This is a genomic window from Hominifimenecus sp. rT4P-3 (assembly GCF_051055405.1).
Classification (GTDB): domain Bacteria; phylum Bacillota; class Clostridia; order Lachnospirales; family Lachnospiraceae; genus Pseudolachnospira.
On sequence record NZ_CP167068.1, the window covers coordinates 1,668,700 to 1,683,260 of the forward strand.

The 14,561-nt window shown below is 46.2% G+C and carries 15 protein-coding genes; 8 read left to right on the top strand and 7 right to left on the bottom strand.

All coding sequences use genetic code 11. The annotated features are described in order from the left end of the window. Nucleotides 1-162 precede the first annotated feature (162 nt). Nucleotides 163-378, top strand: coding sequence for a chorion class high-cysteine HCB protein 13 (locus ACCC71_RS07740; protein ID WP_434309056.1), 216 nt, complete (start codon nt 163-165; stop codon nt 376-378). A gap of 72 nt (nt 379-450) precedes the next feature. On the opposite strand, the gene ACCC71_RS07745 is transcribed toward ACCC71_RS07740, so the two are convergent. Continuing rightward, on the bottom strand, nt 451-594 hold the full coding sequence (locus ACCC71_RS07745) for a hypothetical protein (protein WP_434309057.1): 144 nt from the start codon (nt 592-594) through the stop codon (nt 451-453). A gap of 131 nt (nt 595-725) precedes the next feature. Here ACCC71_RS07745 and ACCC71_RS07750 point away from each other — a divergent pair, with 131 nt between their 5' ends. Next, nucleotides 726-1,028: a hypothetical protein gene (locus ACCC71_RS07750; RefSeq protein ID WP_434309058.1), complete on the top strand. Its 303-nt coding sequence runs from the start codon at nt 726-728 to the stop codon at nt 1,026-1,028. Here ACCC71_RS07750 and ACCC71_RS07755 read toward each other — a convergent pair. Both ACCC71_RS07755 and ACCC71_RS07760 read right to left on the bottom strand, forming a co-directional pair. Next, entirely contained in the window at nt 1,018-1,167 is a 150-nt protein-coding gene (locus ACCC71_RS07755) for a hypothetical protein (protein ID WP_434309059.1), read from the bottom strand. The genes ACCC71_RS07750 and ACCC71_RS07755 overlap by 11 nt on opposite strands. 89 nt (nt 1,168-1,256) lie before the next feature. Beyond that, on the bottom strand, nt 1,257-1,841 hold the full coding sequence (locus ACCC71_RS07760; RefSeq protein WP_434309060.1) for a TetR/AcrR family transcriptional regulator: 585 nt from the start codon (nt 1,839-1,841) through the stop codon (nt 1,257-1,259). A 167-nt stretch (nt 1,842-2,008) separates the two neighbouring features. Between ACCC71_RS07760 and ACCC71_RS07765 the strand changes: the two genes are divergently transcribed. From ACCC71_RS07765 to ACCC71_RS07780, 4 genes are all read left to right on the top strand, one after another. Then, nucleotides 2,009-2,923 carry a trans-4-hydroxy-L-proline dehydratase activase gene (locus ACCC71_RS07765; protein ID WP_434309061.1) on the top strand — a complete coding sequence of 305 codons (915 nt, stop codon included), beginning with the start codon at nt 2,009-2,011 and terminating at the stop codon, nt 2,921-2,923. A gap of 4 nt (nt 2,924-2,927) precedes the next feature. Beyond that, nucleotides 2,928-5,303 carry a trans-4-hydroxy-L-proline dehydratase gene (gene hypD, locus ACCC71_RS07770; protein ID WP_434309062.1) on the top strand — a complete coding sequence of 792 codons (2,376 nt, stop codon included), beginning with the start codon at nt 2,928-2,930 and terminating at the stop codon, nt 5,301-5,303. Nucleotides 5,304-5,566: 263 nt separating this feature from the next. Beyond that, complete coding sequence (locus tag ACCC71_RS07775; protein WP_434309063.1) at nt 5,567-7,126, top strand: DUF1538 domain-containing protein; 1,560 nt, start codon at nt 5,567-5,569, stop codon at nt 7,124-7,126. Nucleotides 7,127-7,138: 12 nt separating this feature from the next. Further along, nucleotides 7,139-7,831 (top strand): P-II family nitrogen regulator, encoded by a 693-nt coding sequence (locus ACCC71_RS07780; RefSeq protein ID WP_434309064.1) that lies wholly within the window; start codon nt 7,139-7,141, stop codon nt 7,829-7,831. Between the two features lie 8 nt (nt 7,832-7,839). Here the strand turns inward: ACCC71_RS07780 and ACCC71_RS07785 are convergent, their stop codons facing one another. From ACCC71_RS07785 to ACCC71_RS07800, 4 genes are all read right to left on the bottom strand, one after another. Next, nucleotides 7,840-9,210, bottom strand: coding sequence for an MATE family efflux transporter (locus ACCC71_RS07785; protein WP_434309065.1), 1,371 nt, complete (start codon nt 9,208-9,210; stop codon nt 7,840-7,842). A 141-nt stretch (nt 9,211-9,351) separates the two neighbouring features. Next, complete coding sequence (locus tag ACCC71_RS07790) at nt 9,352-10,566, bottom strand: ABC transporter permease (protein WP_434309066.1); 1,215 nt, start codon at nt 10,564-10,566, stop codon at nt 9,352-9,354. Then, nucleotides 10,553-11,689 carry an ABC transporter permease gene (locus ACCC71_RS07795; RefSeq protein WP_434309067.1) on the bottom strand — a complete coding sequence of 379 codons (1,137 nt, stop codon included), beginning with the start codon at nt 11,687-11,689 and terminating at the stop codon, nt 10,553-10,555. The genes ACCC71_RS07790 and ACCC71_RS07795 overlap by 14 nt, the downstream gene beginning before the upstream one ends. Before the next feature lie 3 nt (nt 11,690-11,692). Next, nucleotides 11,693-12,622 (bottom strand): ATP-binding cassette domain-containing protein, encoded by a 930-nt coding sequence (locus ACCC71_RS07800; protein ID WP_434309068.1) that lies wholly within the window; start codon nt 12,620-12,622, stop codon nt 11,693-11,695. Nucleotides 12,623-12,867: 245 nt separating this feature from the next. On the opposite strand from ACCC71_RS07800, the gene ACCC71_RS07805 reads away from it, so the two are divergent. Both ACCC71_RS07805 and ACCC71_RS07810 read left to right on the top strand, forming a co-directional pair. Further along, nucleotides 12,868-13,953, top strand: a complete 1,086-nt coding sequence (locus ACCC71_RS07805; protein WP_434309069.1) for a sensor histidine kinase — start codon at nt 12,868-12,870, stop codon at nt 13,951-13,953. After that, nucleotides 13,934-14,557 carry a response regulator transcription factor gene (locus ACCC71_RS07810; protein ID WP_434309070.1) on the top strand — a complete coding sequence of 208 codons (624 nt, stop codon included), beginning with the start codon at nt 13,934-13,936 and terminating at the stop codon, nt 14,555-14,557. The genes ACCC71_RS07805 and ACCC71_RS07810 overlap by 20 nt, the downstream gene beginning before the upstream one ends. The last annotated feature ends 4 nt before the right edge of the window (nt 14,558-14,561 follow it).

The window sequence follows — 14,561 nt, forward strand, 5'->3', positions numbered from 1 at the left end:
TCCTCCCTCTTTTGCGCGATTCTTCGGCGCAACCAGTCACCTATAGTATAACAGCATTCCGTCCATTTACAAGTGAAAAAAACGCTGGTAAAAGTTTCGGAAACAAGGGCAAGCCCGCCTCATAGGATACAATATAAAAAATGAACCTTGGAGGTTTTTACAATGAGTGATTTAACAGCAACGAACTGTGGTGGTGGATGCAACTCTGGATGTGGCAATGGATTTGGCGGATGCAACTTGATCTTCCTGATTCTTCTGCTGTGCTGCTGCGGCGGCAACGGATTTTCCGGCAATTCCTGCGGCGATGGCTGCGGTAACGGCTGCGATAACATTATCTGGATCCTGTTGCTTCTGTGCTGCTGCGGCGGTGGTTTCTAAGAAATTTTTTTAAAAGCGCTTTGTAAAAAGGGGCGGATGCCAATACTTTGGCATCCGCCCTTTCTCACTTTTTTACTGTCTATTCGATCGATCGTCGCGTCCATACCGGTCTCGGTCTCCTGGTACAGGTTTCGAAACGCTTGCTTTCTTCCGGCGCAGGCACTCTTCTTCCACTTCATATACGGCATTGCCATCAATCATCAGTTTTGTTCTCATTAAAAAATTCCCTCCTAATACGTGATACAGGCGGTTCCCTTTCCGGATCTCCGCCCTACTAACAGTATATGGGAATCTTCCCGGCAGGTCCTTGCATATATTAAAAACAAAAGCCCCCGAGGTAACGAACAATGAGCGATAATAACAACAATTGGCAGAACGACCCGTCTTTACAAAATATCAGCGCCGACAAGATGCAGTATCTGATGAAAATGATGTCCGAAGTAAACGGCAAGGACAAGAATTCCCTGCTGCCTTTTTTGATGGGACTTTCCTCTTCGTCAGAACAAAACGGAATGGATTTTAGCGATAACGAAACGGATCTAATTCTTCAAGTTCTCTCCCAAAAGATGACGCCGGAAGAACGTTCAAAAATAGACATGATCCGAAATCTTTCCCGCATGATCGCCATGAAAAATAAAACTAAAAAGTAATTTCATTTTTTCTGCGCAGCAGCAGCGCCCCATGCACAATGGCAAAGCTGCCGACAATCGCTCCTGCGACAATCACGAGGATCCCCATCACAAGATTAAAAATCCCCGCTGATTTCATGGACTGATAAACTTTTTCCATATTTAAACCTCCTACTTTTTGATACTTACCTGAAACAAACCGGCGCATAAAACAGTCACGGACACGGCTGCTTTATGCGCCAGTTGATCTTACTTCCCAGTTTGAATCCCTCCGAACATCAACGGCATCATCTTCTTCGTCCGCTCCTCCAGAGAGTAACCTCCATCCGAAATACAATAATCATAGATCAACGCCCGCTCCGAAATGATATAGAGCTGCGCAATCTCATAATATGGAAGATCTTTTGTAATCTGTCCCCGCCTCTGACCTTCGTCTACCAACTGGTTGATGATCCGGTAATAGTAACGATTTTGGTCAACTAAATGCTTATCACCCTTTTTTATCACCTGCGAAGCATACATGGACGCTAAAAGATCAATCGGTATTTCCTCCTCAATCATCCGATGAACCTCGCAGCATAAATACAGCAGCTTTTCATAGCTGTTCATATCCGGATCGATCGTCTGAATCAACTCTTCATATTTTGCGTCAAAAATAGAGGATAACGTGCTCAACAGCTCATCTTTCCCACTATAATAGTGATAAAAGCTGCCCTTAGAGGTACCAGACTCTGCAATAATTTCGTCAATCGTCGTATTTTCATAACCCTTTTCATGGAAAAGCTTCCAAGCAATCCGGGCAATCTTATTTTTGGTGCTTTCTTTCTGAGCCATGGCTGCGCTACCCCTTTTTTGAATACTATATCTAATATAACATTGAAAAGTTTGGAAGTAAAGGGGATTTTTTTAAATTTCTTTCAGAATCCACTTGATATTTTCAACAACTTATTGTAGAATAGAATCAAGACTAGAACGCAGTCTATTTGAGAGGAGGAAAGGGATTGAATCAACCATACGTTTTTAATATCCAAAAGTATTCAATCCATGACGGCCCCGGTATCCGCACCACCATTTTTTTCAAAGGATGTCCTCTTTCCTGCCAGTGGTGCCATAACCCCGAAAGCCAGCGCCATGAGATTGAGTTAATGTATTATCACGAACGCTGCACCGGCTGCGGCGCCTGCGTGAAAGCCTGCCCCAAGGGAGCGAATCTGCTAGTAGACGGCCGTATCCAGATGGAGCGGACGCGCTGCACAGCCTGCGGTGCCTGCGTCGATTCTTGTACGGTCAATGCCAGAGAGCTGATTGGCAAAACATACACCATGGACGAATTGATCAAGGAAGCGGAAAAAGATCGGATGTTTTATGAAGAATCCGGCGGCGGTATAACCCTTTCTGGCGGCGAGGTCATGGTGCAAAACATGGATTACATAGAGGAGTTGTGCCGCAAATTGCATCGAAAGGGTTATAGCATTGACATCGATACCTGCGGATTTGCGCCTTATGAAAACTTCTCCCGGATACTGCCCTATGTCGACACATTCCTTTATGATATTAAATTGATCAACCCAGAGGAACATAAGAAGTACATCGGTACGGACAATCGGTTGATTCTGGATAATTTGATTGCTCTAAGCAAAGCCGGAGCAAAAATTAACATCCGCATTCCTTTGGTACGGGGAGTCAATGCCACCGAAGAATTTATCAAACAAACCATTGATTTTTTGAAAGAAAATCAAATCCGAACGGTTGGAATCAATCTCCTTCCCTACCACAATACCGGGAAGAGCAAATATGAAAATCTTGACCGCACCTACGCCGACGAACAGTTGAAGGTGCCGCCCCAGGAACAGTTAGAACAATTGAAACAGATGTTTCTTATGAATGGATTTCAAAATGTTAAAATAGGAGGTTAAAACAATGGAAGAACGTGGAATGAACGAACGTATCCGCAAACTTCGCAAACAAAGTGTAGAGACAGAAGCTCATCTGGACATGGAACGCGCCCGCCTGATGACCGAAGCTTACAAAATGTATGAAGGCTCGGTATCTGTTCCGGAAATGCGCGCTCTGGCGCTGAAACATTATTTCAGCAACAAGACTCTTTGCATCAACGACGGCGAATTGATCGTTGGTGAAAAAGGCGATTCCCCTCAGGCCTCTCCTTCTTTCCCGGAGTTATGCTGCCATACGGTAAACGACTTGCACGTTATGAACGATCGTGACCTGATCAGCTTTAAGGTAAAGGAAGAAGACCTGAAATACCAGGAAGAGGTTATCATCCCTTACTGGGAAAACCGCTCTATTCGGCACAAAATTCTGCAGAACATGACTCCGGAATGGAAAGCTGCCTATGAGGCTGGTATTTTCACTGAGTTTATGGAGCAGCGCGGCCCTGGCCATACGGTTGGATCCATTAAGATTTACCAGAAAGGCTACCTGGATTATCAGAATGATATCAAAGAAGCCTTGGCGAAGCTGGACTTTTTTGAAGATAAAGAAGCTTTGGATAAAAAAGCGGAACTGAACGCTATGAGCATCTGCTGCGACGCGATCATGATTTTAGGTGAGCGTTATGCCGCTTATGCCAGAGAGCTGGCGGAAAAGACCGACGATCCGCAGAAAAAGCAAGATCTGCTCTTGATTGCCCATAACTGTGATGTCGTTCCGGCCCACAAACCGGAAACCTTCCATCAGGCGCTCCAGATGTACTGGTTCACCCACCTCGGCGTTACCACCGAACTGAATCCTTGGGACGCCTACAGCCCTGGCCGTCTGGATCAGCACGTATATCCGTTCTACAAGGCAGATGTGGAAGCCGGTACTCTGAATGAAGAAAAAGCTCTGGAACTGCTGGAATGCCTGTGGGTGAAATTCAACAATCAGCCTGCTCCGCCTAAGGTCGGCATCACCCTAAAGGAAAGCAGCACTTACACAGACTTTGCAAACCTCAATACCGGCGGCATCACCCCCGACGGTCAAGATGGTGTAAACGATGTCAGCTATCTGATCTTAGACTGCATGGACGAGATGCGGCTGCTTCAGCCCAGCTCCAATGTACAGATCAGCCGTAAGACCCCGCAGAAATTCTTAAAGCGCGCCTGCGAGATTTCCCGGAAAGGTTGGGGGCAGCCTGCCTTCTACAATACGGAAGCAATTGTCCAGGAGCTGTTAAATGCCGGAAAGACCTTGGAAGATGCGAGACGCGGCGGCACCAGCGGCTGTGTAGAGACCGGCGCCTTCGGAAATGAAGCTTATATTCTGACCGGATATTTCAACCTGCCGAAGATCTTCGAGCTGACGCTCTTCGACGGAAAAGATATGATGACCGGAAAGCAGTTGGGACCGCATACCGGTGACGCCCGGAATTTTAAGACCTATGAAGAGCTCTGGGAAGCTTACCAGAAGCAAGTAAAATACTTCCTTGATATTAAATTGATGGGAAGCAACATCATCGAAAAGATTTACGCCGAGTATATGCCCGCTCCGTTCCTGTCCATCATTACCAACGACTGTATCTCCAAGGGCAAGGACTACAATGCAGGCGGCGCCCGTTACAACACCAACTATCTGCAGGGCGTTGGCATCGGTACCATTACCGACTGCCTGGCAGCCGTGAAGTACAATGTCTTCGACGAAAAGAAATTCACCATGGATGAACTGCTTCACGCACTGGAAACCAACTTTGCAGAAGATAGCCGGATCCTGAATCTGGTTCGCAATAAGACTCCGAAATACGGCAATGACGACGATTACGCCGACGATATTATGCGCAGCGTCTTCGAGTTCTATCGTGCCAACGTAACCGGACGCCCCAACATGAAAGGCGGCACCTACCGCATCAACATGCTGCCCACCACCTGCCATGTATACTTCGGCGACGTGATGATCGCAAGCGCCAACGGACGTCTGGCTCATAAGCCGGTATCCGAAGGCATCTCCCCGGAAAAGGGCGCGGATATCAATGGTCCTACGGCTGTTGTGAAATCCTGTGCGAAGATGGATCATCTTCAGACTGGCGGTACGCTGCTCAATCAGAAATTCACCCCGGCTGTTGTCGCCGGTGAGGAAGGCCTTGATCAGATGGCGAACTTAGTTCGTACCTATTTCAATATGGATGGACACCACATTCAGTTCAATGTCATCGACCGTGAGACCCTGATTCAGGCGCAGAATAATCCGGAAGACTACAAGGATTTGATTGTCCGTGTAGCTGGTTACAGTGATCACTTCCGGAATTTGAGCAAAGCCCTGCAGGATGAAATCATTGAAAGAACGGAACAATCGTTTAACTAATCTTCACCCAAAATCTTTTTTCTAACTTTACGGGAGGGCCGGTACATACCGGCCCTTCTTCTTTATTTCATAGGAAATTTCATCGAAATTTCCTATGAAATAAAAAAACGCTCCTCTATGGATCGCACTGCCTCTCCCCTACATGGTTTCCGTATAAATTTTTTGCTAAGTTCTAAAAACCTTTCCTAGCGCACTGGCTTTTCATTTACTATTTTGTTATGATATGTTATGATAATGTAGTCCTTCACCGACGAGGTATTGATATGCTTGAACACCCCAAACGAACCTTAAAACATAGCCGTACCATTTTGGTAGAGAAGGTGAAGGAGTCCCTAAGCTCTGTCTTGCCAATCACAGGAATCGTTTTCCTGCTCTGCTTTACGATTGTTCCGGTCCCCAATCATCTGCTGCTGGCTTTTATTTTGGGAGCAGTATTTTTGGTTTTAGGGATGGGACTGTTTACCCTGGGGACAGACATGGCAATGACCCCCATTGGAGAACACATTGGTTCGGCTTTAACACGTTCCCGTAAGCTATGGTTTGTGATCGCAGTCGGCTTTCTGGCCGGCACCATCATTACGGTGACGGAGCCTGATCTTCAGGTATTGGCAGAGCAAGTCCCCAATGTGCCCAATGCCGCTCTCATCTGGTCGGTAGCCGTGGGAGTCGGAGCGTTTTTGGTCATTGCTTTGCTGCGAATTCTTCTGCGGATTCGCTTATCTTACCTGCTCATCGGATTTTACCTGTTGGTCTTTTTGATCGGAGCTTTTGTTCCCTCGAACTTCCTGGCAGTTGCCTTTGACTCCGGCGGCGTTACCACAGGTCCTATGACCGTACCTTTTATCATGGCTCTTGGTATCGGTGTCGCCTCGACTCGAAGCGATTCCAATGCAGAAAATGACAGCTTTGGCTTGGTGGCCCTTTGTTCTATCGGACCAATCCTGGCCGTTATGATTTTAGGATTTCTCTATACCCCGGACGGAGGCTATCAATCCCTGATTGTCCTGCCATCCGCCGCGGATTCCAAGGAACTTTGGTCGTTGTTTTGGAGTGCGCTTCCGGAGTATGCTCATGAAGTGATTTTAGCTTTGCTTCCGATCCTTGCATTTTTTCTTGCCTTTCAGATATTAAAGTTAAGGCTCGATAAAAACCAGATGATTCGGATATGTGTTGGGCTTTTCTATACCCTGCTGGGCCTTTTGCTTTTTTTAACTGGCGTCAACATCGGTTTTATGCCCGTTGGAAATTATCTGGGACAGCAGTTGGGTGCTTTTGGCCAAAACTGGATTGTAATTCCGATCGGAGCCGTTATCGGTTATTTCATCGTAGCGGCGGAACCAGCCGTCCATGTATTGAATAAACAGGTTTATGAGATGACCTCCGGCGCCATTCCCAAAAAGGCGTTAAGCACAAGCCTTTCCATTGGCGTTGCGGTCTCCGTCAGCTTGGCCATGCTCCGTATTATCCTCGGAATCCCGATTCTTTATATCTTGGTTCCGTTTTATCTTTTAGCGGCTGTATTGACCTTTTTTGTACCTCCTATTTTTACGGCAATCGCCTTCGACTCCGGCGGAGTTGCCAGCGGTCCCATGACCGCCACGTTCCTGCTTCCTTTTGCTATGGGAGTTTGTCAGGCGATCGGCGGAGATCTTGCCACAGATGCTTTTGGCGTCGTGGCAATGGTAGCGATGACGCCGCTCATTACGATTCAAATTTTAGGACTTTTTATCCGCAATTCTGGGGATGGCAGAAACAAAGTTACGCAGGACTCTTCCGCTCCGGAATCACTGTCTTCGGGAGACAGCGATATCATCGAATTTTAGGAGAAGGCGCATATGAAGGATATCTATTTTTTAACCACCATCATTCGTCGGGAACAGATCTCAGCTTACGCCGAATTCTTCAACAGACATGAGGTCTGCGCTCTATTCGGCTCTCTTTGCCATGGTACGGCTCAGAGTAAAACGCTGGCGTACCTAGGATTGGAGCGAACAGAAAAATTGATGCTGGTCTGTCTTCTTCCAGGGCAGCTCAAGGAACGAGTTCTCCGCGGGCTCGTCAGTGAGATGGGGATTAACGTCGCAGGCAGCGGCATTGCGCTGACGATTCCGGTGAGTAGTATCGCCGGAACATCCAGTCTAAAATTTTTATTAGGAAACCAAGAAATTACGTCCCATATATCCGAAGGGGGAAACGATATGAAGGAAGAAAATTTTGCGTTGATCATCACGATTGCAGAACGAGGCTGCTCCGATATTGTCATGGACGCTGCGCGCAAAGCAAATGCCGCCGGCGGCACCGTCGTCCATGCCAAAGGCACTGGCGCGCCCTTTTCTTCCAAGTTTTTTGGAATTTCTCTTGCAGATGAAAAAGATTTTATCTATATCGTAGCCAAACGCCAGGACAAAGATCACATCATGCGTACGATTGTAGAAAATGCCGGTATGCACACAAAAGCGCATGCCGCCGTCTTCTCTCTTCCGGTAGACGATGTTGTGGGACTGCGAAGCGTATTGGATGAGGAATAGAAATATTTCTATTGCCATCCTATCTGCTGATTTTTTATAAACTGTATTTTTCGGAACTGGAAAAATAGGTATAAGTTCTCTACAAGCGCAGTAAAAATCCACGCAAATATATACAATAAATACAGCGATTCCAGCGTATGGAACCAAGCAAAAATCGTATAGATCCACACTAACCGGAATACCAGAGTTCCTGAAATTACCAAAATGGTCGGGATGACACTTTTGCCAATTCCTCTGGCGGCCGACACCGCGTTATCCATAAATGCGGACACGCTGTAAGACAGCCCCATAATCACCATACGGATACCGCCATACTGAATCACCTGAGAATCGCTGGTAAACAAAGATAAGAAGGAAACTCGGAATAGTACCAAAAGGCCTCCTAGAACAGCCGCCAATGAAAACGCATACAACGTCGTAATTCCATAGGTCTGTAGGATACGTTTCTTCTGTCCCGCTCCGTAATTTTGCGCAATAAAGCTGGTACAGGCCGTATAAAAAGCCGCCATCATCTCGTATACCAAATTGTCCGCATTGAGTGCCGCGGCATTCCCCTCCACCACAACATGGTCGAACGAATTGACCGCTGTCTGCACAAACAAATTCGCTACCATAAACAAAGAATATTGCACCGCGGAAGGAACGCCGATATGCAAAACCCGCATGGCAATTTCCCGGTTCAGCCGAATTTGAGAAATCCTCAAACCGTAAGCCTCTCTCCTTCTCATCAAACAGCGAAGTACAAGAAATGCAGAAATATACTGTGAAATGATACTTGCCAGCGCTACTCCTAAAACATCCATCCGCAAGACAATCACAAAGAACAGATTTAAAATCACGTTGATAACTCCGGCAATGCACAGATACATCAATGGTCTGCGCGTATCTCCTACTGCGCTTAAAATCGCGTTGCCATAATTGTACAAGGCCAATGCTGGAGATCCTAAGAGATAAATTTTAAGATAGAGAACAGCGCCCTCGATCAACTCGTCTTTGGTATTCATAAGCAAAAGCACGGATCGTGATCCCAAAAGCCCTGCGATCAAAATCATTACGCCCAAGAAAAAGCAAATCAGTATTGAAGTATGTACGGTTTTTCTTACTTTTTCTTCTTCATTCGCTCCAATATGCAGCGCTGCTATAGCGTTCACTCCACTTGACATCCCCAGCATAATGCCCGTGGTAAGCGCAATCAAAATGGAAGTAGAACCAACCGCGCCCAGGGATTTTGGCCCGGCAAATTTTCCTACCACAGCTACATCCGCCATATTAAACAAAATCTGCAGCACATTGGAAAACATCAGCGGCACGCTAAATACCAGAATCTTCTTCCATAGGGAACCGGTACACATATCCATCTCATAACCGCTTTTTTTCATCTTTCGTTCATCCCCCGTCCATTTTCCAAACTCCTTGTTTCGTTATACAGCAAAATCCTATCGGAGTCAATGGAAAAACGGAGAATCTCGCTTTACAAGATTCTCCGCCTGTAACAGGATAGAAAATATATTGCCGTTTTCTCATGCCTCATATTCTGTTCTGCTTTGGCCAAACCCTTTCTCCGTCGCATTTTTCTGTTTTTGTACCGCAAGCGTTACCAAAAACAGAGCCGCAGCAAAGCCAAACTGGATTCCCATCGCCTGCCAGATCGGTTCTAATCGAGCAGTTGTAAAATCCGTCACGGTACAGATTTCCTTGATTGCAGAAGTGTACCAGTAAGTAGGCGTAAAACGAGCAATCTTTAACATTCCCTCTCCAAATAACTCCAATGGAACAAATACGCCTCCCAGAAAACACAAGCCTAAAGAAAGGAAATTTGCCACTGCATTTTGAAGATTTGGCACATGGATAAAACAACTGGCCAAAACCGCGATTGCCGCTGAAGTCAGGGTAAACATCAAACTATTTCCGCAAAGCAGCAAGATCTGCCGGACATCCACGCCAGACAAGCTCCGCCCCCATATCAGAAACCCAAAGACAGTTAAAATCAACCAGGCGATGATACTAATCACGATTCCATACAAAGTCATCTGAACGGTGATTTTTTCCGACGGCATAGGACTGCACATATTTCGCAGCCGAATATAAGGCCGGTGAAAGACCATCAATACCGTGGATATCCCCAAAAGTACAAGCACAATGAGAATATATCCCTGCATTTGGAAATACAACTGATAGACTTCCGGAACCGGCGGAGCTGCGCCCTCCTCCCTAAAGAGCTCCGCTTCCGCGGTTTTTGCCAAACTTTCCGACGCTTTTTGCACTAACTCTTCTTCGGATAATCCAGGAGCGGCGCCTTGAATCATCCGCAGTTGATTCCAATATTGGTTTACTAAACTGTCCAAGTAATAGCCTTTTGCCGAATCTGGAAAAGTCGTCTTCTGTAAAGGAATGGGATGATCGCTGAAAACAGTTTCTGTAAATCCTTCCGGCACAATCACAATATAGCTGCTGGCCTGAAAAAAAGCAGCGTCCTGGAGGCTTTTTTGATCATCTTCCAAGGGAACCTCCTCGCCATATTTCAATAGATACTGATAAAATCCCGTCAGCATCGGTCCCTCTTTGTCCCGATTGATAAAAGTAAATTCCGGGCGGTTCGTCTCGAAATCCGTCGTATACCGATCAACGGAGAACGACGTCATTGCCACCACCAGCGCAAGAAAAACAATCAAGTATACCAGAAAGGATGCTTTTCGCCGCTTCATAATTCGAATACAAGCCTTAAATACTTTCATAGCGCTGCCTCCTTAGGAAAAATGCGGTTCCCGCAAAAAACAGAACGGTGATCGCCAAGAGAACGCCCAAATCCACAAAATATGGTCCGAGAGAATCATAACAGTAAAGCGCTCGAAACGCATCGGATATCCTTGCCGCTGGATTCAGCCAAGAAAGAATCGGGATGTGTATTGCAACAAGATAGTTGATTCCGGAAACCATCAGCCCGGCCAAAAAACAGCAAACCATACTAGCCGCTACTACCACTGCTGTTTTTGCCGTTTCTTTCATACGGGTAGATACCCCAATCAAAGACCCAAACGAAATACCGGCCATACTTCCAACCAGACAAGTCAATACAACCCAGCCCAGCCGGTCTCCAAAATCCACGCGCAAGATACCGAGAATATAGGCTAATGAAATCAGCAATCCCAATAAATGAACCGTCAAGCCACCCATAAGATCCACAAATACCATTTGGAACTTTTTTACTGGCGCTAGGCTGCGTCTAGCTCCCAAGGCGGAAAGATTTGCCTGAATCGAATAGATACTCTCCATCCCTTGAAAACCGCCGTATAAGCAAACCATAGCAAGAAGGGCGTAATAATATCCGAGTGTCTCTGTCGGCGGATTTGAAGTCAATGAAGTCTCTTCTGTTAAAACCTCCGTCTGTACCAAATCTGAAATTTTTTCCAGGTTTTCCGGATTCTCTTTTATCAGATCAAGGATCGCAGCCTCTGTCTGGCAATACCGATCCAGCACGCCTTTTAAAATCGAAGAATTCCACCCGTTTTCCCTGGTTAACATCTTTGGCGTGCCATCCTCTAAAAAAAGGATCGCCTCCGCTTTTTCCTGACGGAGAAGCTCTTTTCCCTCTTCCACGGAATCTACGCCTTCCGCCAAAAGCAGTCCCTCCTCGCCGGATAAAACCTCTATAAATTGAGAAAAGGCAATATTTTCTTGATAAGCGCTGTCCTCTACAATTCCAACAGGAATTGTGCTCCATTGCTCCGCGCTGTCCAATTCCGAAAATGCAAAATAAAACAGGGAAGCCAGCATAAGAGGAAAAATCCAAGTCCAAATCAACATCTCTTTACTTCGCAGACTGCCGATTACCCGTCCACGATAGATCGTCCTCATCATAGATCAGTCCCTCAATTCTTTCCCGGTAATTTCCAAAAAGACATCGTTTAACGTCGGCGGTTCGGAAAAGATCCGTCCTACCGGAATTTTGTTTTTCCGCAGCAAATCCAAAACTGCTAACAATGCGCTTCCTTCCCCTTCTCCACGTGCGGTCAAACGTTCTCCGTCAAAGGCGGCATGATGGATGCCCGGAAGCTTTCGAATGTCTTCTAACAGACTCTCCGACAGCCCTGCCGTCTCCACCGTCAGTTTCTCTCCTCCACGGATCATCGCTTTTAGCTCTTCTTTTGTGCCGGTAGCCACTTCGCGTCCTTTATCCATGATCACAATTCTGGTACAAAGCTGCTCCACCTCTTCCATATAGTGAGAGGTATAAACAATCGTAGCGCCCTGCCTGTTTAACTCCCGAATCCCTTCCAAAATTCGATTTCGGCTCTGCGGATCTACAGCCACCGTAGGCTCATCCAAAAAGATCAGCTTCGGACGGTGGACGATTCCACAGGCAATATTCAACCGGCGAAGCAATCCTCCCGATAATTTGCCCGGTAAAAACTTTCGGAATTCATCCAACTCGACAAAACGAATCGCTTCCTCCACCAGCTTCTTTCTTGTTTCTTTTTCCGGTACATATAAGCTGCAAAAATAGTCAATATTTTCCTGAACCGTAAGTTCCTGAAAAACAGCCACATCCTGAGGAACCACTCCGATTTGCCGTTTCAAATCAAAGCTTCGGGGCGTCATCGGTTCCCCAAACAGGGAAATCTCCCCCTTATCATACGTCAATAGAGAAAGGATGCAGTGGATCGCCGTTGTTTTTCCGCTTCCATTGGGCCCCAAAAGCCCTAGAATCTCACCGTCCTGCACTTCCAGAGAAAAGTGATCGAGCGCAATCAGCTCTCCATACCGCTTTACCAGATTTTTCACCTGTATCATCCGTTTTCCCTCATTTCTATTCTAAATTTATACCTTCAATTGACAAGGGCAAACACGGTCAGGACCTGTTTTCTTACCATTGGAAGGTATCTTTATTTTATCAAGAAAAGGCTCCGGCTTCCAGTGGCAGCTGTCACATTTCTACTATGACAAATGTCACAAAATAAAAGGAGGCAAAAAAAGGGCTTTTCTTCCTTGTTTTAGATATGATACACTAACATCAAAGAGAAAGGAGGAAAGAACGGATGGAACGGCTGATAGATAAATGTATTCTTCTCATACTCGGCTTGCTCATACTACAAAAACAGGGAATCCCCGCACAATTGATTCCCATTTTTTTAATCGTCGTTGCCGTCGTCTCCTTGGAAGAAATCCTCCCGGAATTTCCTGCGGCTGTTCTTTGCTCTTTTGCATGCCTTCTGTTCTGCATAACCCCTTTTGGGCTGTACTTTTTACCCGTGCTTGTCTACTGCTGCCAAAAAAGGAAAAAGCCTATCTTTCGATTCATTTGGCTGCTTCCCCTGATCTGCCTCTTTATGGAAAGAATATCGGCTTCTGAAATCGCATGCCTTTTTCTTTCTTTTCTATCGATCCTGCTGGCACAAAGAACGGAAAAACTGCAAGGGCTTCGGATTCAGTTTCATCAGATGCAGGACCTTACTAAAGAAAAAGAACTTTCTCTAAAACACAAGAATCAAGAACTGTTAGAAAAACAGGATTACGAAATCCGCCTGGCAACTCTCAGTGAACGAAATCGTATCGCCAGAGAAATCCATGACAACGTCGGCCATCTTCTGACCCGCGCTCTCCTTCAGACGGGCGCGCTGGAAGTCATATATAAGAAAAATGCAGAGCTGACAGAGCAGCTCTCTGCCGTCAAATCCACCTTATCCGACGCCATGGACCACATCCGCAGGAGCGTCCATGGACTCCACGACGAAGCATTTGATCTACGCACTCAGATTGAGACTCTCATTCGTGATTTTCCGTTCTGTCCAGTCTCGCTGGAATACAGCGCTAGACAGCTTCCGCAGGAAGTTCAGCATTGTCTGGTCGCCATTATAAAAGAAGCATTGTCCAATATTGCCCGCCACAGCAATGCTTCTTTGGCCTCGATTCGCCTGCTGGAGCACCCGGCATTTTACCAACTGATTATTCAGGATAATGGAACCATAAAAAATGCTTCCAGTTCCCAGGGAATTGGTTTATCCAATATTAGAGAACGGGTAGAAGCCTTCCATGGAATCTTTGAAACTGAAAGCAGCCATGGCTTCCGCCTATTTATTTCGATACCCAAAAACAGGAGGGACTATGAAAATCATCATCATTGACGACGATCCGTTTGTCTGTGCTTCTCTAAAAACGATCTTACAGGCCGACCCAGAGATCACAGTAACCGCGGTTGGTTCCAGTGGAGAGGAAGCGATCGCGCTATACCGGCAAAATCCTCCCGATATTCTTTTGATGGATATTCAAATGAACGGCCTCTCTGGTCTAGATGCGGGAGAACAAATTTTAAAAGAAGATCCCCATGCAAAAATTCTTTTTCTGACCACATTTTCCGACGACGAATACATCCGAAAGGCGCTGATGCTCGGTGCAAAGGGCTATCTGATTAAGCAGGATATTGAAGCGCTTGCCCCCGCTCTAAAAGCAGTTGAATCAGGCCAGAATGTATTTGGCACGGAAATTGTCACCAAACTTCCTTCCTTGATTTCCGGAAAAGCTGAATTTCACAGCGGCTCCTTAGAATTGGGCAAACGGGAACAGGAGATCATCAGCCTTGTTGCCGAAGGAAAAAACAACCGTGAAATCGCGGATGCGCTGTTCTTAAGCGAAGGAACCGTAAGAAATTATCTCAGCGCCCTGCTCGATAAATTGGAACTTAGGAATCGAACGGAACTTGCGATTTTCTATTATCAACATATGACATAAAACA

Coding starts and splice junctions, on each gene's coding strand:
- ACCC71_RS07740 (WP_434309056.1), top strand. CDS start 163: ATGAGTGATTTAACAGCAACGAACTGTGGTGGTGGATGCAACTCTGGA.
- ACCC71_RS07745 (WP_434309057.1), bottom strand. CDS start 594: ATGAGAACAAAACTGATGATTGATGGCAATGCCGTATATGAAGTGGAA.
- ACCC71_RS07750 (WP_434309058.1), top strand. CDS start 726: ATGAGCGATAATAACAACAATTGGCAGAACGACCCGTCTTTACAAAAT.
- ACCC71_RS07755 (WP_434309059.1), bottom strand. CDS start 1,167: ATGGAAAAAGTTTATCAGTCCATGAAATCAGCGGGGATTTTTAATCTT.
- ACCC71_RS07760 (WP_434309060.1), bottom strand. CDS start 1,841: ATGGCTCAGAAAGAAAGCACCAAAAATAAGATTGCCCGGATTGCTTGG.
- hypD (WP_434309062.1), top strand. CDS start 2,928: ATGGAAGAACGTGGAATGAACGAACGTATCCGCAAACTTCGCAAACAA.
- ACCC71_RS07775 (WP_434309063.1), top strand. CDS start 5,567: ATGCTTGAACACCCCAAACGAACCTTAAAACATAGCCGTACCATTTTG.
- ACCC71_RS07780 (WP_434309064.1), top strand. CDS start 7,139: ATGAAGGATATCTATTTTTTAACCACCATCATTCGTCGGGAACAGATC.
- ACCC71_RS07785 (WP_434309065.1), bottom strand. CDS start 9,210: ATGAAAAAAAGCGGTTATGAGATGGATATGTGTACCGGTTCCCTATGG.
- ACCC71_RS07790 (WP_434309066.1), bottom strand. CDS start 10,566: ATGAAAGTATTTAAGGCTTGTATTCGAATTATGAAGCGGCGAAAAGCA.
- ACCC71_RS07795 (WP_434309067.1), bottom strand. CDS start 11,689: ATGATGAGGACGATCTATCGTGGACGGGTAATCGGCAGTCTGCGAAGT.
- ACCC71_RS07800 (WP_434309068.1), bottom strand. CDS start 12,622: ATGATACAGGTGAAAAATCTGGTAAAGCGGTATGGAGAGCTGATTGCG.
- ACCC71_RS07805 (WP_434309069.1), top strand. CDS start 12,868: ATGGAACGGCTGATAGATAAATGTATTCTTCTCATACTCGGCTTGCTC.
- ACCC71_RS07810 (WP_434309070.1), top strand. CDS start 13,934: ATGAAAATCATCATCATTGACGACGATCCGTTTGTCTGTGCTTCTCTA.